The organism is Arthrobacter pascens, from assembly GCF_017052465.1.
GTDB lineage: Bacteria > Actinomycetota > Actinomycetes > Actinomycetales > Micrococcaceae > Arthrobacter > Arthrobacter pascens.
Map to the genome: position 1 here is coordinate 11,556 of NZ_JAFHKT010000146.1, position 18,112 is coordinate 29,667.

Below are 18,112 nucleotides of genomic sequence, written 5' to 3' on the forward strand. Positions count from 1 at the left end.
CTCCTCATAGTCGGACGGACGATCCGAGCCTACGCCGGAGCAGGAAAAGTCAACAGGGAGCAAACAAATGGCCCGGCAGCACACGCAAAGGCGCCCGCCCCTCACTGAGGAACGGGCGCTAAGGCACGGCGGAAGCCGTCTTCGTGGGTGAAGCTAGATCGAGTATTCCGGAGCTGCCCAGACGACAACCTCGGGGTGCTCGTAGAAGCGGTAGCCCTGGCCGCGGACGGTGCGCACGGTGTTGGCGAGGCGGCCCAGCTTGGAGCGGAGGCGGCGGATGTGGACGTCGATGGTGCGCTCGTTGGGCACCTCCTCGGCGTTGCGCCACAGGCCTTCGAGGAGCTCATCGCGGCCCACGGTGCGGGTGCCGTTTTCGACGAGGTAGTTAAGAAGCTCGAACTCCTTGAACGTCAGGTTCAGGGATTCGCCGTCGAGGTGTACCTCGCGGCGGGCGAGGTCGATCAGGACGCCGGACGGGCGGGGGTCCTGGGCCGGCTGGAGGCGGGTGGTTTCGGTGCGCTGCCGGGAATTCACCGTCGGGTCACCAAAGGTGGAGCGGACGACGTCGAGCGCGGAACCGGGCGCGCTGGCCGGCGCCACCGCGACGGCGGCGTAGCTCTCCGCGCCGGTAACCAGCGACTGGGCGTACGCCCGGATCTCCTGGGCGAGCTTGGCAATGGAGGTGCCGGCAGCTGCGGCGGTCTCCTCGTCGATGCCCATGTACAGGACAAAACCGCGGGCCACGTTGTCATTCTGCACCGGCCGGACGGTGGCGCCGTGTGCCGGGGCCACCACAGGCGTGGGAGCGGTCAGCGGCGCGGCTTCCTCAGCCGGGACAGCGCGCAGCTGGCCGTAGGAATTGGGGTTGTAGCCCTGGGGTGCGTAACCCGGCGCGGGGACGGCGGTGCCCTGGCCTGCGGGGAATGCGGGGCGGGCGCCAAAACCCTGGCGGTGGCCGGACGCCTGGCCAGGCTTGTTGGCGTTACGAACGGAGATGTGGACGTATCCAGATGCAACTGACATGAATGCTTACCTCAATGTGAATGGCCGTCATCGCGGCTCGAATGCTTGGTTCCCCGCAATGGGTTCTGGGGAGGGCGCCCGACGCTGGGCTGGGGGGCGAATGCCTAAAAACTTTGTGGGGTAGAAAGTTAGGCGTGCATTCGACAACAGCGCATGTCGGCAGCAGCGGGTGTGCTGGGCCAATATTCTGCGGCTGCAGGTGCTGTTGAGTTCTTGTTCACATTTGAAAGTGTGCAACGTAACAATGAAAACTTGCAAGTAACAATGGGCCTCCTGGTCCACATAGTGAGATTAAATGCGCCTTTGTGGGGCAAATCACAATTCTGGGGAGCTTCGTTTTCCCTCATATTTTTCCAGAACGAACGTTCAGGAAGACCATTTTCCCGAATTAAGTGCGCCGAAGTCCCAATTCATCGATCATTATTCAGCGGGATCAACGAGGCCGGAATTCCGCGCCAGCGAATCGGCGATTGTCCAGCTATGACGCGGCCCGGAGGGCAAATTCTTCGCCGACGCACTCTTGCCCCGTCCGGTCAAGCGGACCCGGACAGCGGCTTTCTGCACCTCAGGAACCTGTGCTGTCGCGTCCGGCTCGCTAGGCTGGGATTCACAGCCGGCGCACAGGAAGCTGAAAGCACCGGCTAACCAGCAGAACGGATAGTTGTCCCATGGCCACTTCGAACTCCATGACTAACAACCTTCCCCAGCTGACCCACCCGGACGGCTCCCCCATCCGTGCCCTGGTGGTGGATGATGAGCCCAGCCTCTCCGAGCTCATGAGCATGGGCCTGCGGATGGCCGGCTGGTCCGTCGCGGTGGCGGCCGACGGCCCGGAGGCGGTAAAGCTCGCAAAGGAGTTCCGTCCGGACGTCCTGGTCCTCGACGTGATGCTCCCCGGGTTTGACGGCGTTGAGCTCCTCGGCAGGATCCGGTCATTCGCGCCGGAGGTGCCGGCGCTTTTCCTCACCGCCAAGGACGCCGTGCAGGACCGCATCGTGGGCCTCGCCGCCGGCGGGGACGACTACGTGACCAAGCCCTTCAGCATGGAGGAAGTCCTGCTGCGCCTTCACCGTCTGGTGCAGCGCTCGGGGGTCGCAGCCATGGACACTGCCGAACTCGTGGTGGGAGACCTCGTCCTGAACCTGGATACCCGCGAGGTCACCCGGGCCGGGGACGAACTCCAGCTCACGGCGACGCAGTTCGAGCTGCTGCGCTACCTCATGGAAAACCCCAAGCGGGTGGTGAGCAAAGCGCAGATCCTGGACCGTGTGTGGAATTACGACTTCGGCGGCCAGGCCAACATCGTGGAGCTCTATATCTCGTACCTGCGCAAGAAGGTGGACGCCGTCCACCCGCCCATGATCCACACGGTCCGCGGCGCGGGCTACGTCATCAAACCGGCGGACTAGCCGTGACGAAGCTGACCGGCGCCTCCCGGAGCCACAGGCGCCGCTGGCTGAACCCCGGGACGTGGCACCTCCGCACCCGCCTGGTCCTCGTGGCCATGGCCCTGCTGGTGGCCATCTGCGCCGCGGTCGGACTGTTCAGCTACGCCTCCATGGACTCCTTCCTCACCCGCCAGCTGGATGAACGGCTCACGGGCGCATCAGACCGTGCCCGCGTTTTCGGCCGGCCGCCCCTCGGGCAACAGGGGAACAGGCCCGATCCTTTGGACGCCAAGGGCCAGGGACCCGGAACGCTCGTGGGCCGGATAGAAAACGGACAGGTGTGGAGCGCGGGTGTCCTCACCAAGGAGGGCACCCGCGCCGCGGTTTCCGCAGCTGACAACCAGGTTCTCCTGAGCCTGAGTCCCAATGGGGCCCCGGCCGACCGGACGCTGTCCACCGGCGACTACCGCTTGGTCGCCGACCAGACGCCTTACGGGGATGTCATCGTGACAGGCCTTCCCCTGGCTGACAAACAGAACACCCTGACGTCGCTCATCTGGACCATCAGCATGGTGTCTCTGGGGGGACTTGTGCTGATCGGCCTGGCCGGAACGGTGATCATACGCCGCACCATGAAGCCACTCGAACAGCTTTCCGAGGTTGCCACACAGGTTTCACTCCTGCCCCTCGACGCCGGCGAAGTTGCACTGGCAGTGCGCGTCCCGCCGTCGAACGCCCATCCCGGAACGGAAGTGGGCAGCGTGGGGTACGCCCTCAACCTCATGCTGGACAACGTGTCCAACGCGCTGGAGGCCCGGCAGGAGAGCGAAATGAAGGTCCGCCAGTTCGTGGCGGACGCTTCCCACGAACTCCGCACGCCGCTCACCGCCATCCGCGGATACACCGAGCTGATGCGCATGACCGAGACCTTCACCCCTGACGGCCAGCGGTCCCTCGCCCGGGTGCAGAGCCAGTCCGAGCGGATGACCACGCTGGTGGAAGATCTGCTGCTGCTCGCCCGGCTCGACGAGGGCCAGCCGCTCAAGCTCAGTGAGGTGGACCTGACCCAGCTGGTGATCGAGACCGTGAGCGATGAGAAAGTCATGGCTCCGGACCGCACCTGGCACCTGGAACTCCCCGACGAGCCCGTGGTGGTGCGCGGCGATGCCTCCCAGCTGCACCAGGTGCTGGTCAACCTGCTGTCGAATGCGCGCAAACACACCGGTAAGGGCACCACGGTGCTCACCGGAGTTGCGAGGGCTGCGGACGGCACTGCGGTAATCACCGTGACTGACGACGGCGCGGGCATCCCGCCGGAGTTCGTGGACCGGGTTTTCGCGCGCTTCGCCCGCGCAGACGCGTCCCGCACGGTCCGGGTGCCGGCCGGAGCCGTCCCGGCTGGAGGAGGTCCAGCGGACCAGGCATCGGCCGAAGGAACCAGCGGACTGGGCCTTTCGATCGTCCAGTCCATCATCGAAGCCCACGGGGGCACAGTGGCCGTCGCATCGCGGCCCGGCCGGACCGTATTCACCGTACGCCTACCCATGCGGCCCGCCGCACAAGGAGACGCGCCGTCGTCGTGATGTCCGTTACCTAAATGTGACTTAAGCGTTAGCCTCCTGTACGGTCGATAGGGTGCGGCCATCATCTGGGCCGCATATCCGGATGGACGCCCAGCTCTGCCGCTTCCCGGATTCCGCTTGACCAGGCAGAGGCGGGGGAACCAGAGTCCCGGGCAATCCGCATCAGCCCTTGGGGTGAAGCCGACACGTGAATTTCCGTGCGGCCGGATGACCTCATCCGAACCCGACAGCTAACTCCGCAGGTGTTGAGAGGCAATCCACCATGTCTGATTTCAAGGTACAACCACGCCCTGATCGCGATCCCAAGTCCCGGCAGAAGATTTCACGCCACCGCGCCGAACCAGCACAGCCCGCATCAGCCTGGGCCCGTCTCACCGCGGACATCCCGTCGTTCGGCCGCCGCGCAGCCGTTGCCGCCACCGCCTGCGCCGTCCTGATCGGCGTCGGCGCAGCGGGCCAGGCCGCCGAGCAGGCCACTCCCCAGGCAACGTCCGAAGCGGCCCCCGCCGCGGACGCGGGGCAGACGCTCAACTTCGACAAGACCCTGATCTCCGCTTTGCCTGCCCCGACGGCAGCCCCGGTGGCACCCCAGTCGGTGGCCAAGCCGGTGACGCCCAAGGCTGCCCCCAAGGCCGCTCCCAAGGCCGCGGCTGCCAAGCCCGCTGCCGCGCAGCCCAAGGCTGCGGCCGCCGCAAAGGCTGTTGCCCCTGCCAAGGTTGCCCCCGCAAAAGCTGCGGCCCCCAAGCCTGCAGCGCCCGTAGCAGTGGACGACCCGGCCGGCGCGCAGGCCTATGCCGCCAGCAAGCTGTCCTCGTACGGCTGGGCCGCAGACCAGATGCAATGCCTGAAGAAGCTCTGGACCAAGGAGTCCGAGTGGCGCACCACCGCGACGAACCCCAGCAGCGGAGCGTATGGCGTGGTGCAGTCCCTGCCTGCCGAGAAGATGGCGAGTGCCGGAGCTGACTACCGCACCAACTACCGCACTCAGATCAACTGGGGCCTTGACTACGTCGAGGAGCGCTACGGCTCCCCCTGCGCTGCACTGAACTTCCACTACGCCAACAACTGGTACTAAGCCGCCAGCCAGCTCTGTGGCGGAGGCGGTTCGCCTCGCATTTCTGCACCGCTTTGAGTTTCCGAAGGGCCCTGGATCCGCGTGATCCCGGGCCCTTCAGCGTCGGTGCACCTGCCGCAGGCGGGAAAGTGGGGCAGAAATGCGTCAGAGCGAAATGCGTCAGAGCAGGAACGAAATGACGGGTCGGCCGTCCGGGCCGGCTTCCACCGAGGCTGTCACAGCGGAGTAGTCCGGGATGTGCGGTACGCCGTCGGGCACCACTCCTGTGTTCGGGCCCACCGCCACCGTCCGGATTCCGGCAGCCAGGCCGGCCGCGATCCCGGCTGGCGCGTCCTCGAAGACCACGGCATCCGCAGGTTCCACGCCCAGCAGCTCGGCGGCGCGCAAGTATCCCTCGGGATGCGGCTTGCCGCGGGTGACCAGGTCCGCCGTGACGGCCGTGGCCGGCATGGGCAGGCCCGCCGCGCCCATGCGGACGTCTGCCAGTATTCGGTCTGCTGAGGTCACCAGCGCCACCGCATCGGCAGGCAGGGCCCGCAGGAGTGCGGCAGCCCCGGGCAACGCTACGATGCCTTCGGTCCGGACCCGCTCCATTGCGCCGAGTTCGGCGGTGAGTGCCACAACATCCGCACCGGCGGGGGCAAACCGCCGCACGGTATCCCCTGCCTGAACGCCGTGCGAAGTCCGCAGGATCTCTGCGATGTCCAGGCCGTACCGCGCGGCAAACTCACCCCACACCTGCTCCACCACCGCCGTGGAATCAACCAGGGTGCCGTCCATGTCAAAGAGGACGGCACGGGCAACCAGGGCAGTGGAGACGGATTCGGCAGGAAGGTTCATGCATCCATCCTGCCTCATGCGCCGAGGCGGTGGCCCGTCCCTCAGCCGTCCGACCGGTTGGGGATGTACTGCACGGCCCACTTGTTGCCGTCGGGATCGGCGAAGTAAACGAAGTGGCCCCAGGCCTGCACGTCGACGTCACTGACGTCCACGCCGTTGGCCTTCAGCTGGTCGTGGGCTGCGTGGATGTCGCTGACCACGAGCTGGAGGCTGGGTGCAGTGCCCGGCGGGGCGTCGTTGAGGCCCTCGCCGATGGCGATCGAGCAGCCGGAGCCCGGAGGTGTCAGCTGGACGAAGCGGATGCCGTCCATGGGCCTCTCGTCGTAATCGGCGTTGAAGCCGACCTTGTTGACGTAGAAGTCCTTGGCGCGGTCCACATCGGACACCGGGACGAAGACGAGTTCAAGTTTCCAGTCCATGGTGCACAGGCTAACCCGCGGGCGGAACGATAAGGAAGGGTCCGGGGCAGGCGGCCTGAGTCAGTGGGCGATGCCGTACAGCCGGTCACCGGCGTCGCCCAGCCCGGGCACGATGTAGGACTTCTCGTTCAGCTTCTCGTCAATCGAGGCCAGCACGATGGTGACGTTGGCATCGGCGAGTTCTTCCTCGAGTTTGGCCAGGCCCTCCGGGGCGGCCAGCAGGCAGATGCACGTGACGTCGGAAGCCCCGCGCCTGAAGAGGAATTTGATGGCCTCCCGCAGCGTGCCGCCGGTGGCGAGCATCGGGTCCAGAACGAAGATCTGCCGGTCCGTGAGGTTTTCCGGCAGCCGCTCGGCGTAGGTGATGATGTCCAGGGTTTCCTCGTCACGGGCCATGCCAAGGAACCCGACCTCGGCCGTGGGGACCAGCTTGGTCATCCCTTCGAGCATGCCCAGGCCTGCCCGGAGGATCGGGACAACGAGGGGTGTGGGCTTGGTGAATGCCGTGCCCACGGTGGGGGAAACGGGGGTCTCAATGGTGACAGGCTCGGTGCGGACGTCGCGGGTTGCCTCATAGGCGAGGAGGGTGACGAGCTCCTCGGTCAGCTGACGGAAGACCGGTGATGGTGTGTTCTTATCCCGCAGGACGGTGAGCTTGTGGGCGACCAGCGGGTGGTCCACGACGAGAGTTCGCATGGGTCAAAACTATCACCCGGAGGAGGGCTCCCCGCCGCGGCTTCCGCCCCCTGCGGCAGCGCCGCCGGGGCCGTTCTCCGGTTCGCGTGCACCTACGTCGGAAGACGCTTTGTCCGACAGACGGGCCGGGTGCTCGAAGGTCGGCGCCGGACCTGCATGCTCACGGCGCCGGATGACGTGGAACAGCCTGTGGGCCATGATCACAATGCCCACCCACGCGAACCCCAGCAGCCATGCCGCCATCACATCCGTCATCCAGTGGTGCCCCAGGAACACCCTGCTCAGGCCCATCGCGATGATGAACAACACACCCACCGTGATGACGGACGCACGGACCAGGTTCTTCTGCGTTTGCAGGCACATCAGGTACACCACGACGCCGATCACCACCGTCGTGTTGAGGGTGTGCCCGCTCGGAAACGAGGGCGAAAACTCGAAGGGCGGAACGGCGTCGATGTGGTCCGGACGGACCCGGCCCATGAGCGTCTTGCTCACAGTGGTGGCGGTGATTGATACCGCCGCCGCGCCGCCCACCAGGATGAGCGGCCGCCAGCTGCGGCTGACATAGGTCAGCCAGGCAACGAGGATGCTCGCCAGAATGGGCATGCCGATGCCGCCGCCGATGTTGGTGAACGCCGTTACGACAGCATCCAGGCCAGGATTTCGGTATTGCTTGGCCACCTCAAGGGCAGGCTGGTCCAGACCGGCAACACCGTCCTTGGCCACAACGCTCTGGTAGACCTCGGCTCCGAGCAGCGCCATGGTAATGACCAGGAAGCCGCCCACTATGAGCGTGATCCACAGCGCCGCGTACGGGCCGAGCCACCGGCCAAACCGATCATTCAGGGATTTCATCATTTCTCCCGGCCACGCGCTGTCCGAAGCTAAGTACCCTTCGAAACTATCATTGAGCCATGGCACCGGCAGATCCGCAACACCTCGAATGGATGGGCCTTGCGCTCAAAGAAGCCCGACGGGCGCTGGCCACGGAGGACGTGCCCATCGGCGCCGTCGTCATCGGTCCCGACGGCGCGGTGCTGGGATCCGGACGGAACGAACGGGAGGCGCTGGGTGACCCCACCGCCCACGCCGAAGTCGTCGCCATCCGGGAAGCCGCCGCCCGGCTCCGCGAGCGGGCTGCGCGCCAGGGCGGCCGCGGCGACGGCTGGCGGCTCGAGGACTGCACTCTGGTGGTGACACTGGAACCATGCGCCATGTGCGCCGGTGCGATCGTGCTGGCGAGGATTCACCGCGTGGTGTTCGGCGCCTGGGATGAGAAGGCGGGGGCAGCGGGCTCCGTATTCGACATCCTCCGCGAGCGCCGCCTCAACCATTGGGTTGAGGTCTATGGGGGCGTCCAGGAGGAGGAATGTGGTGCCGTACTGCGGGAATTCTTCGCCGCCCACCGGGGTGCGCCGCGCCTGTAAGCCTTTCTAACTCCGGTAAGCCTTCCTAGCCCCGGCCCCCGGCGGCGTCCAGCGCGTCGAGCCGCTCCTGCCGGGACGCCGGCGAGTCCAGGCTGTAGGACCGGAAATCGCCGAGGTCCTCCTGGATCCAGGCCTCCACCTCCGCGATTCGGCGTGTAACAGCCGGCGTGGGGCCGTCGAAGAGCCAGTGCGCGATCCGCGCCTTGGCGGGGTCGTACTGCCACAGCCCGATGATGCGTCCGCGGTCCAGGACGGGGTGGTCCGGGAGGTCCGCCTGCAGCGCCAGGGTGGAGTTCAGCACCTTCCTGCCTTTGTCTGCCTCGGCGAACAGGTCAGCAGAGTTCCGGCGCTGCAGCACGAGGGAGTCAGTTCCTGCCAGCAGCTGGATCTGCTCCTTCTCCGGGGCCGTGAACCGGGCGAGGCTGCCGACGTCGTCGGGCAGCATCCACAGTGGCCCGCCGCTTGCGACGGGAACCTCGACGGCGGCGGCGGCCAGCGCCGCTTTGCTCTGGGCGACGGTGAAGCCGGTGAACCACTGGGACTGCCCAAGGGTGGCGCCGCCGGTCCAGCCCAGGTAGCGGCGGATCAGCTCAGCCCGGGCGTCCTCGGGGCCGAGTGTGCTGTGCGGCAACCCCCAGGGGGTGTAGGTGTAGCGCTGCTGGTCCAGCCGGCCGTTGACGGGAACGCGGCGGATCCGGCCGTCCGCCTGCAGCAGTCCCAGGGCCGTGGGCAGGGTGGTGGACGCGCCCTTTTTCCTGCCCTCCTCGCCGAGGCTCCGGACGGATTCGCCCAGTTCGTCCCTGAGCTGTTTGGGGTCCATGGGACCGTCGGCTTCCGAGAGCACGTGCAGGATCTGTTCTTCGAGCAGGGTGATCTCGCCGCGGTCCACGCCCAGCCGGGCCAGGACCCTGAAGGCCTCCTCGGCGTTCTTGCCCAGGCTCAGTGCCCAGGCGAAGTCTTCCCGGCCCAGGACGTAGGTGCAGCCCCGCGCCGTGGGAAGCTCATGGATCTTCAGGTCCAGCACGTCCCGGTCCACCTGGTCGCGGCGGATGCCGGCCCGCGCAAAGAGCGTGAGGTACGGGTTGGCGCCGCCCACCGAGCGCGCCCACCCGGCGCGGGCGAGCACCTCTTCGGACGTGGCGCCGGCGAGGCTGCCGTCCAGCCCCTGTTTGTGCCAGGCCCACGCACGGAGCAGCCCGGGCGTGAGTCGTTCAGCCTGGAGGCCGTCGGCGCCGACGCTGTCAGGGGTCGAGACGTGGGTAGTCATGCGCTAATTGTCCACCAGCATCCCGGAGCTAGGAATGCCCGGCCTGCGGTGTCGCTGCTCCGATGACATCCAGCACGCACCGGGCGGTCGCATCCCAGCCCGGCAGCTGTTCCCTGCCGGCTAGCGCCGCCCGGCGCCACGCGGCCTGCCGCTCCGGCGAGGTGAGCCAGCTCCGCAGCGCTTCTGCGAGCGGGGCCGGGTCCGAGTCAAGGACGACGACGGCGCCCGGCAGCGGGGATTCGTCGCCTTCCGGTGTGGTCCCGTGTTGTGCTCCGAGATTCAGTGCCTCCACCGCGCCCGTGCCGGCACGCACCACCACCGGCACGCCCCGCGCCAGCGATTCGGTGACGGCCATCCCGAAGGCCTCCACTTTGGAGACGAGCAGGCTAAGGTCCGCCGCGTGCCATTCATTCTCCAGCTCCTGCCCCTTCAGCTCGCCGGCGAGGCGCACGCGGGCCTCCAAGCCGGACTCCTGCAGCGCCGCCCTGACGTCCCGCGCGTAGCCAGGGTCCGCCTCGTCTGAACCGACCAGTGCAGCCGTCCACTGCAGATCCTGCAGCAGTGACAGGGCCCCCAGGACGATCAGCTGGTCTTTGTTGGGCAGCAGGGCCGCTATGGAGACCAGATGCGGCGGGTCCGATCCTTCGGCCGGCTCCCCCATGTCCGTGCCGGGGAGCGCCACGTGCACGTTGCGGGTGCCGTGGCGGCGGGTGATCTCGGCGGCGACGGAGCCGCTGGTACAGATCACGCCGGCGGCGGCGCTGAGGGCGCGGATCTCCAGCTGCGGGTGGTCGAGCAGGACCATGTGCAGCAGGATCCACGGCGGCTGCCCGGCCGCTGCCGCGGCTTCCAGGGCCTCCGGGGCTCCGGAAGCGATGAGCCCGTCCACTATGGTGACCGTGCCGCCCGCCGCCTGCCCCTCGTCGGGGGCGGCGGAACCTTCCCCCAGGAGGCGGGCGAACCGCCGTCGGTCTTCACTGCTGCCCACCGGCCAGTTACCGTCCACCCGTTCCACGGTCGCGCTGACGCCCAGTTGGGCGAGTCCGCGCACCAGGGATGCGTTATAGACGTTGCCGCCGGAGTTGTGGAGGATGTTGCCGGGAACGAGCAGGCGGACGGCGGCTGGACGGGGCTGCATGGGGGCTGCTATTCGAAGTCGAGGGTGTAGGTGGCCCAGGCATCCGGGTTTTCGCGCAGCGTGACGTCCAGTCCGGACAGCTCTCGCCCGTCCACGTCGTCACGGATCTGCGCCGCCACCGCGTCGGCGATGTACTGCGCCAGGGCTTCGGTGGTGCTGAGCTTGCCTTCGAAGTCCGGGTGTTCGTCCAGGTTGCGGTAGTTGAGACCGGCCAGCACCTTTTCGATGATGGTGCCCGCGGCACCGATGTCCAGGACGATGGCGTCGTCGTTGAGCGCACGACGGCGGAAGCTTACCTCTGTCACGAACGTCGCCCCGTGCAGGGCCTGCGCGGGCCCGAACGCCTCTCGGGGCAGGCTGTGGGCGATCATGAAGTGGCGGCGGACGGTCAGGCTGAACACTGGTTACCTCGTGGTTTCTGTTGCGCGGGATTCAATGACTGTTGGGTATTCGATGACATGGCACAGCGCCTCCAGCGTGCCGTCCGAGAGCCGCTCGACGACGCCGGGCAGTTCCTTGAACGCAGACGTGCCCGTGAGGAAGGCGTCGAAGACGGGGTCTGTCAGCAGGGACGCCGCGGTCTCGAGGCGCTGGGCGCTGGTGCGGCGGTGGCGCCGTGCCCTGGCCACAGTGCCCACCTGGCTGGCACGGATGGAGAGCCTGCGGGCGTGGAAGTCCTCCCCCAGCGGCAGAGTAACCTTCCGGTCCGCGTACCAGGACATCTCGATGATTTCGCCTTCGTCGCCCACGAGCTTCAGGCTGCGCTCCAGGCCTCCCTCGGAAGCGGAGCAGTGGAAGACGATGTCGCAGTCCGGCAGGGCGTCGTCCGGGTGGGCAAAGTCCACGCCCAGGGCGTCGGCGAGTTCCTTGCGCCCAGGGTCGAGGTCCACCAGCTGGAGGCGCGCGAGCGGGAAGGTGCGGAGCAGCGTTGCCACCATGCCGCCCACCAGTCCTGCGCCGATCACCGCGATGCGGTCGCCCAGCCTCGGTCCCGCCTCCCACAGTGCGTTGACGGCCGTCTCCACGGTGCCGGTGAGCACCGCCCGGCGGGGCGGGACGCCGTCGGGAATGCGGGTCAGCGCGGAGACCGGGACGACGTACCGGTCCTGGTGCGGGTGGAGGCAGAAGACCGTCTGGCCGGGCCAGCCGTCCGGCCCCTCCTCCACGACACCGACGGAGAGGTAGCCGAACTTCACCGGCGAGGGAAAGGAGCCTTCCTGGTGCGGAGCCCGCATCTGTTCCGCGACGCACTGCGGAACGGCGCCATGGTGCACCACAAGTTCGGTGCCCTTGCTGATTCCCGAATACAGCGCGCGGACCAGAGCCTCGTCATCGCCCGGACGGCGGAGCTCCTCGGCGCGCAGCTCGCCCTGCTCAGGGCCGATGGTCCAGTATGCGGTTGCTTCTGCGTGCTGCGGAGAGGTAGTCATCTTGCTTATGAATCTAGTGCCCGGCCGCCTGCAGGCGGAAGAGGTCGCCCGGCGTGCCCCGCTGCCTGCACGTAATCTACGCGCGGGCGGCAGGTCCGCGGCCGCCGTTTTGGGGATGCGGGCCTTGCTCCGGTACCCTAGTCAGGTTGGTGACGTGTCCGAGCGGCCGAAGGTGCAACACTCGAAATGTTGTTTGGTGTCAAAGCCAACGTGGGTTCAAATCCCACCGTCACCGCCAAATAGCGAGGCCCCTGCTTCCCTTTGTTGAGGGAAGCAGGGGCCTTTTGCTTTGCCCACGAAATTCGCCCCGCAGCAACGCAGCGGTAACAGAAATCTCGCGGGGCGCTGTGCGTTCAGTGCGCTGTTGGTGTTAGTGCTCTGCTTCTGCGGCAGCCTTCTTGGCGTTCTTCTCGGCGTCCTTCTCGGCGCGCAGAGCCTCCGCATCGTGCTGTTCCTCGGCTTTTTCCTTGTGGATGACCTCTGCCAGGAGCTTCTCCATCTCCTTGGCGACGCCGGCCGCTGACGCCGGGTTCTGGCCGGTTACCAGCCGGTCGTCCACCACGACTTTCTCTTCAAAGACACCAGCAGAGACGTGGGTCGCGCCTTGTTCCTCAAGCCGGTCTGCCAAAGGGAACGGGATGACTTTGTCCTTCCCCGCGGCAACCTCCTCGTCGTTGGTGAAGGCAGCGACCTTCCTGCCCTCGACTAGCCGAAATCCGTTGGCCAACTCGACGTTCAGCAATCCGGCCGGCCCGTGGCAGACAGCACCCACCACGCCGCCCGCGTTGTAGACGCTGGCTACCAGATTCTGCAGGCCCTCGCTGTCCGGGAAGTCCCACATGGTGCCGTGGCCTCCCACGAGGTAGACGGCGTCGTACTGGTCGGGATCAACGACGTCGACGCGGGCAGTGTTGTAGAGACCGGCGCGAGTGGTCTCGTCCTCCGTGAAGGCAACCTGGATGGGATCATCCACGTCCACCTCGTCGCGTGGGGGCTGGCCTCCCTGGATGGACGCGAAGTCGACGAAATGCCCGGAATCCTTGAAGACCTTCCAGGGATGTGCAGCCTCGGCCACGTTGTACCCGGTCTTCTCTCCGGTATCGCCGATCTCGGAAACGCTGGTCAGTACCATGAGGATTTTCTTCATGAAGTGCTCCTTTTCGTCCGACTTCCACCCTACGCCCAGCCCTGTTCAGGCCCTCCCTCCCCGCCTTAGACGGTGGCGGCCTGAACGAGTACGAGCCCCGTCCTTCTGGACGGGGCTCGTACTCGTTCAGCGTTGGTCGTGTCGTTGGCCGGCTGGGACAGATCTATCCCAGCAATCATGCGCGCCATATGGGCGCCCGTGCCGCTAATTGATCGGTGCGGGCGGTCCTTCGCCGCTGAGCACGGCGAGGGCGTTGTCGGCGGCGAGCATCGCCATCGCGGTGCGCGTCTCCACTGTGGCGGAGCCCAGATGCGGCAGCAGCACCACGTTCTCGAGCTCAAGCAACTCGGGGTGCACACGGGGCTCGTGCTCATAGACGTCGAGCCCAGCGCCCGCGATCTGTCCCTCGCGAAGCGCAGACGCGAGCGCCGCTTCGTCGACGATCGGTCCGCGCGCGGTGTTGACGAGGTACGCTGAGCTCTTCATCGCCGCGAGTTGTTCGGCGCCGATCAGATGATGCGTGGCAGGCCCGTAGGGGCAGTGCAGCGAAACGACGTCGGAGACGGTCAGCAACTCGTTGAGATCGACCCGCCGGGCGCCCAGCTCGGCGGCGATCTGGGGATCGATCTCACTGCGCGACTGGTAGACGATTTCCATGCCGAAGGCCTTGGCCCGGCGCGCGGTCGCCTGGCCGATGCCGCCCATGCCGACGACGCCGAGGGTCTTACCCTGCAGGCTGCTGCCGAGCAGGAAGAACATGCCCCACTTCCAGGCCTGGCCGGAGCGGATGAGCCGCTCCCCCTCGCCGAGCCGGCGGGTCGACATGAGGATGAGGCCCATTGCGATGTCGGCTGTGGCATCCGTGAGCACGCCGGGGGTGTTGGCGGCCACGATGCCCCGTTCGGTGCAGGCGGGCACGTCGATGTTGTCATAGCCCACGGCGACGTTCGCGACGACCTTGAGCTGCGGGCCGGCGGCGTCGAGCAGCTCGGCGTCGATGCGTTCGGTGAGCAGGCTCACCACGGCATCGGCCCCGGCTACTCGGCGCAGGAGCTCCTCGCGGCCAATCGACTCCGGACCCTGCCATGCATCGACTTCGTGCTCGGCGCGCAGCTTCTCGAGTGCGGCTTCGGGTACACGTCCCGTGACGACGACCCGGCTCATGCCGTCTCGATCCACTTGCGCAGGCGGCCGAGGCCGTCGCGGATGTCGGCGACGTCGATGCCCGAGTAGGCGAGCCTGATGTACTGCCGCTCTTCGCCGGGCTGGCGTCGGCCGAAGTGCTCACGTGTGCAGAAGGAGACGCCGGTTTCGTACAGGGCTGCGGTGGCGAAATCGCCAACAGCCGTGTAGCCCATGCGCTCCATCGCGTCGGTGACGTCGGGGAACAAGTAGAACGTCGACTGCGGCACGGCGACGTGCATGCCGGAAATGTCGTTCACGAGTTCGCATGCGGCATCCCGGCGCTCACGAAGGATGTCGAGCATCTGCTGCACGGGTTCCTGGGTGCCACGGAGTGCTTCGATGCCGGCCCATTGCACGTAGTGCGTGGTGCACGACTCATCGTTGGTGTTGAGTGTGCTGAGAATTTTGGCGATCTCGATCGGCGCGACGGCGCAGCCCAGGCGGGAGCCTGTCATGGCGAATTTCTTGCTGAATGTGTAGAGGATGACGGTGCGCTCCGCCATGCCGGGAAGCGACGCGATCGAGCTCGAGACCCCCTCGTAGCGCGTCTCGAAGTAGGCCTCGTCGGAGAGTACCCAGAGATCGTGCTCCTGGGCGAGCTGCGCGATGGCCTCACGCTCGGCCGCCGTCGACTCGGCCGAGATGGGGTTCTGCAGGTCGTTGTAGATGATTGCGACCGTGTTCGGGGTGATCGATGCGCGCACCTGGTCGAGGTCGATCGCGAAGCCCTGGCTCGTGGGCAGGTAGCGGTAAGGCACGGCCGTGCCGCCAAGGTACTCGATCTGCGATTCGTAGATCGGGAAGCCGGGGTTGGGATAGAGCACTTCCTGGCCGGGGTTCATGACCGCCTGCAGGAACTTCGTGATAACGGGCTTGCCGCCCGTCATCACGACGACGTTGTCGGGGGAGAACTTGATACCCCGGCGGGCCCCGAGATCGTCTGCGAGCGCCTCGCGCAGCTGCGGGATGCCGGGGCCGGGGCAATAGCCCGTATAGCCGTCGGCGATGGCCCGGTTCATCGCCTCAACGATGTGCGGGGCCGTCGGGATGTTGATGTCGCCGAGATGGAAGGGGTACACGAGGTTCCCCTTCGCTTTCCAGGCGGCCGCGGCCTGGGCGACGCTGAAGGCAGTTTCGGTGCCCAGACGTTCGAGCCGGTGCGCGAGTTGCTGCATGCTGTTCCACTCCTCATCGAGTTGACGATCGATCCTCCGGCGGATTCAGATCAAGTATAGGACTCATATATCAATCTCCGCAATAAGATATACAGCCAAATCCTGGAGGGAACCTTAGAGGGTCCGCCCTCACAGTGAGGTGCTGAATCGCCCCCTCGAGGATTTCCAGCTTTTAGCTGGCGGCTCGGGCGAGGAGGAGGGCGAGGAGTACCACGAGGGCGTTGTTGGCTGCGTGGAGGAGTATTGGCGCCCACATGTTCTGGTGAAAGCGTCGGACGAGGGCCAACGCGATGCCAAGCGTGAAGAGGTAGGGAAAACTCAACGGGACAACGTGGACGGCGGCGAAGAGGGCTGCCGAGAGGATGATCGCCACGGCTGGCCGGAGACGCCTGGAGAGGCCGTCGAGGAACGCACCCCTGAAGAGGACTTCCTCCCACAAGGGTGTCAGGACAACGATGACAAGCACTGTGACTACAGCGATTGAAGCAGGTAGGTCTGCGAGGTCTGTGAGGGGGTCGTTGGCAGCTTTTGCGGTTGTCGTATCCAGGCCGGTGAGGGTGAGCAGTGCAAGGGACAGGCCTTGCATGAGGGCGCACACGATGATGGTGGCAGGTATCTGCCAGAGCAGATGGAACAGTCTTGGCGTGAACCGTCGGAATCCAAGGTCCGCCGGCGTGAGGTTGTTCCGCCGGAAAAGGTGCAGGTAGATGGCGAGAATCGCGGCTGCGGTAGCAGTGGGAAGCAGGACGAGAAGGAGTGAGTCGGGGGTGAAATCGATGATGCCTGGCAGGCCGAGCGCGAGGATCACGCCGGCGACTAACGCGATGTAGATGGCGACGAACATCAGCGCCCATGCTGCCTGCCCGAGTGTCACAGACACTGTTCGATGTGTAGGAGCGTGCATTTCACTGGCTGGTGTGGCTGACAAGGATCCCCAATTGTTGGTGCAGACATGCTGATGTGCGGGCGGAAGTCTCATTTACGGTGCTGGTCTAATGGTTCGCTGCTGAGGGCTTCGACCGCACGCATGAACATGTCCCATTGCGCGCCTAGGTCCTCCAGCTGTTGACGCCCTGCGGGTGCTAGTTGGTAGACCTTCCGCGCGGGCCCGGATCCGCCCTGTTCCCATTGGGCAAGGATCGCTCCCTCGTCTTCGAGCCGCACGAGTGCAGGGTAGAGCTGAGCGCCCTTGATGGGTTGGAGTCCTACTGAAACGAGGGCTTGGGAGATGCCATACCCATGCCGGGGAGCAACGGCAAGCACCTTGAGGATAAGCATCGGCAATGAAGCCCGCTGCCAGGCCGGGAGAGTCATCGCTTCATCATCCGCGGTTGGTCCCTCCAGCCCACGCTGAACGCGACGACGGCGGACAGAACGAAACCTACCGCGATAGGTACCGTCAACATCCCCCAGCTTTGGTTCGTGAGGATGAGAGCAGCCATCAACAGCGGACCGCCGGTACTGACAGTCGTGACCGCCCACCGCTGTCGCGCCCGCGTGGCTCGGTCAGCTGCTGCCAGTTCACGCGCGAATGACAACGGGTGCCCGAATTCCGTGTAGGCCGTGTTACCCGCCCATTCCAGGGCCTGCTCGACTTCAGCAACGTGACCTCGTGCCGTCTTGGACGGCATCAGACGAGACCGCAAACCGCCCCTGAATCGGCGCAACCACGCGCCGTCATCCCACGTACTTCGCAGATCGTGCTGCGGCATTCGACTCAAAACCAAAAGTACGACGATGCCCGGCCCAAGTATCACCGGCGCGAGGAGGAGAACAGATACATCGCTGGCCGCCATGTGTCCGGTGCCGAGATTCGCTGCGGAGGCGATCCCGGCGACAACGACCGTGCCGACGGCGATCAGTGCACCGATCGCCGAGCCCGATCGCCCAGCGGTGAAAAGCGCACGTCCTACGTTCCAGCCCAGGAACGCGGCAGCCACACTAGCGGCGACAAGAACATGGGAGGCATCCAGGTCCACGGACCAGCCGTGACGCAGGACCATGATCAGCACCGCGACGGCACCAATGCCCACCCAGGTGCCTGCAAGTTCCCGAAGCGCTGGTTTCAGCCCTCCTCCCATAGAGGTTCGCACCGTCTCGTCCGTAGTCGCGAGCTCAGCGGCATCTTCGGTCGCGAGTGTTTTGGCATCACCGAACAGCTCGGCCGCGGGCATGCCGGCCTCACGGATCGCGTCGAGCAGATCTTGTTCCCGCTCTCCAAGCGAAAGGGCCGGAACACACTTACCCGTCATCGCCAGGCGGTACCGCATCGCCCACCCCTGATCGATTGCAGGCCACTCGTCGATGTCAACCACGATT

At 66.1% G+C, this 18,112-nt stretch carries 19 protein-coding genes, 1 tRNA gene and 1 riboswitch; of the genes, 5 read left to right on the forward strand and 15 right to left on the reverse strand.

From position 1 onward, the window contains the following. Positions 1-153: 153 nt before the first annotated feature. A complete protein-coding gene (locus JYA52_RS15830; protein WP_205654128.1) occupies positions 154-1,023 on the reverse strand; it encodes a winged helix-turn-helix domain-containing protein in 870 nt (289 codons plus the stop codon). A gap of 668 nt (positions 1,024-1,691) precedes the next feature. Between JYA52_RS15830 and JYA52_RS15835 the strand changes: the two genes are divergently transcribed. The 3 genes from JYA52_RS15835 to JYA52_RS15845 all read left to right on the forward strand — a co-directional run bounded on the left by JYA52_RS15835 (position 1,692) and on the right by JYA52_RS15845 (position 5,069). Next, complete coding sequence (locus JYA52_RS15835; RefSeq protein WP_205654129.1) at positions 1,692-2,432, forward strand: response regulator transcription factor; 741 nt, start codon at positions 1,692-1,694, stop codon at positions 2,430-2,432. A gap of 2 nt (positions 2,433-2,434) precedes the next feature. Continuing rightward, positions 2,435-3,994, forward strand: a complete 1,560-nt coding sequence (locus JYA52_RS15840) for a HAMP domain-containing sensor histidine kinase (RefSeq protein ID WP_205654130.1) — start codon at positions 2,435-2,437, stop codon at positions 3,992-3,994. 94 nt (positions 3,995-4,088) lie between these two features. Next, positions 4,089-4,251, forward strand: a riboswitch (cyclic di-AMP (ydaO/yuaA leader). A gap of 5 nt (positions 4,252-4,256) precedes the next feature. Beyond that, a complete protein-coding gene (locus tag JYA52_RS15845; protein WP_205654131.1) occupies positions 4,257-5,069 on the forward strand; it encodes an aggregation-promoting factor C-terminal-like domain-containing protein in 813 nt (270 codons plus the stop codon). A gap of 159 nt (positions 5,070-5,228) precedes the next feature. Here the strand turns inward: JYA52_RS15845 and JYA52_RS15850 are convergent, their stop codons facing one another. Genes JYA52_RS15850 through JYA52_RS15865 form a run of 4 tightly spaced genes read right to left on the reverse strand, consistent with a single transcriptional unit; the run spans position 5,229 to position 7,879 of the window. After that, a complete protein-coding gene (locus JYA52_RS15850; protein WP_240460429.1) occupies positions 5,229-5,909 on the reverse strand; it encodes an HAD-IA family hydrolase in 681 nt (226 codons plus the stop codon). Positions 5,910-5,950: 41 nt separating this feature from the next. Then, positions 5,951-6,328, reverse strand: coding sequence for a glyoxalase superfamily protein (locus JYA52_RS15855; protein ID WP_205654133.1), 378 nt, complete (start codon positions 6,326-6,328; stop codon positions 5,951-5,953). Between the two features lie 60 nt (positions 6,329-6,388). After that, on the reverse strand, positions 6,389-7,024 hold the full coding sequence (gene upp / locus JYA52_RS15860; protein ID WP_205654134.1) for a uracil phosphoribosyltransferase: 636 nt from the start codon (positions 7,022-7,024) through the stop codon (positions 6,389-6,391). Between the two features lie 12 nt (positions 7,025-7,036). Then, positions 7,037-7,879, reverse strand: a complete 843-nt coding sequence (locus tag JYA52_RS15865; protein WP_205654135.1) for a phosphatase PAP2 family protein — start codon at positions 7,877-7,879, stop codon at positions 7,037-7,039. 59 nt (positions 7,880-7,938) lie between these two features. Between JYA52_RS15865 and JYA52_RS15870 the strand changes: the two genes are divergently transcribed. Further along, complete coding sequence (locus JYA52_RS15870) at positions 7,939-8,451, forward strand: nucleoside deaminase (protein WP_205654136.1); 513 nt, start codon at positions 7,939-7,941, stop codon at positions 8,449-8,451. 25 nt (positions 8,452-8,476) lie between these two features. On the opposite strand, the gene JYA52_RS15875 is transcribed toward JYA52_RS15870, so the two are convergent. The 4 genes from JYA52_RS15875 to JYA52_RS15890 are packed head-to-tail and all read right to left on the reverse strand — an operon-like array spanning position 8,477 to position 12,286. Then, positions 8,477-9,718, reverse strand: coding sequence for a DNA glycosylase AlkZ-like family protein (locus JYA52_RS15875; protein WP_205654137.1), 1,242 nt, complete (start codon positions 9,716-9,718; stop codon positions 8,477-8,479). A gap of 28 nt (positions 9,719-9,746) precedes the next feature. Beyond that, on the reverse strand, positions 9,747-10,856 hold the full coding sequence (locus JYA52_RS15880) for a glycosyltransferase family 4 protein (RefSeq protein WP_205654138.1): 1,110 nt from the start codon (positions 10,854-10,856) through the stop codon (positions 9,747-9,749). A gap of 8 nt (positions 10,857-10,864) precedes the next feature. Then, positions 10,865-11,257: a 6-pyruvoyl trahydropterin synthase family protein gene (locus JYA52_RS15885; protein ID WP_205654139.1), complete on the reverse strand. Its 393-nt coding sequence runs from the start codon at positions 11,255-11,257 to the stop codon at positions 10,865-10,867. 3 nt (positions 11,258-11,260) lie between these two features. Further along, the gene (locus JYA52_RS15890; protein WP_205654140.1) at positions 11,261-12,286 is read right to left on the reverse strand and encodes a zinc-dependent alcohol dehydrogenase; all 1,026 of its coding nucleotides are present in this window, start codon (positions 12,284-12,286) and stop codon (positions 11,261-11,263) included. Between the two features lie 148 nt (positions 12,287-12,434). Between JYA52_RS15890 and JYA52_RS15895 the strand changes: the two genes are divergently transcribed. Then, a tRNA-Ser gene (locus JYA52_RS15895) sits at positions 12,435-12,524 on the forward strand. A gap of 132 nt (positions 12,525-12,656) precedes the next feature. Here JYA52_RS15895 and JYA52_RS15900 read toward each other — a convergent pair. The 6 genes from JYA52_RS15900 to JYA52_RS15925 form a co-directional block, all read right to left on the reverse strand. Beyond that, entirely contained in the window at positions 12,657-13,433 is a 777-nt protein-coding gene (locus tag JYA52_RS15900) for a type 1 glutamine amidotransferase domain-containing protein (protein ID WP_205654141.1), read from the reverse strand. Positions 13,434-13,637: 204 nt separating this feature from the next. Continuing rightward, a complete protein-coding gene (locus tag JYA52_RS15905) occupies positions 13,638-14,597 on the reverse strand; it encodes a 2-hydroxyacid dehydrogenase (RefSeq protein ID WP_205654142.1) in 960 nt (319 codons plus the stop codon). Continuing rightward, a complete protein-coding gene (locus tag JYA52_RS15910; protein ID WP_205654143.1) occupies positions 14,594-15,793 on the reverse strand; it encodes a pyridoxal phosphate-dependent aminotransferase in 1,200 nt (399 codons plus the stop codon). The genes JYA52_RS15905 and JYA52_RS15910 overlap by 4 nt, the downstream gene beginning before the upstream one ends. Before the next feature lie 172 nt (positions 15,794-15,965). Next, positions 15,966-16,673 (reverse strand): CPBP family intramembrane glutamic endopeptidase, encoded by a 708-nt coding sequence (locus JYA52_RS15915; protein ID WP_307869397.1) that lies wholly within the window; start codon positions 16,671-16,673, stop codon positions 15,966-15,968. Between the two features lie 95 nt (positions 16,674-16,768). Beyond that, positions 16,769-17,107 carry a PadR family transcriptional regulator gene (locus JYA52_RS15920; protein ID WP_307869398.1) on the reverse strand — a complete coding sequence of 113 codons (339 nt, stop codon included), beginning with the start codon at positions 17,105-17,107 and terminating at the stop codon, positions 16,769-16,771. Further along, the gene (locus tag JYA52_RS15925; protein WP_307869399.1) at positions 17,104-18,108 is read right to left on the reverse strand and encodes a hypothetical protein; all 1,005 of its coding nucleotides are present in this window, start codon (positions 18,106-18,108) and stop codon (positions 17,104-17,106) included. Before JYA52_RS15925 ends, JYA52_RS15920 begins: the two co-directional genes overlap by 4 nt. Between the last annotated feature and the right edge of the window lie 4 nt (positions 18,109-18,112).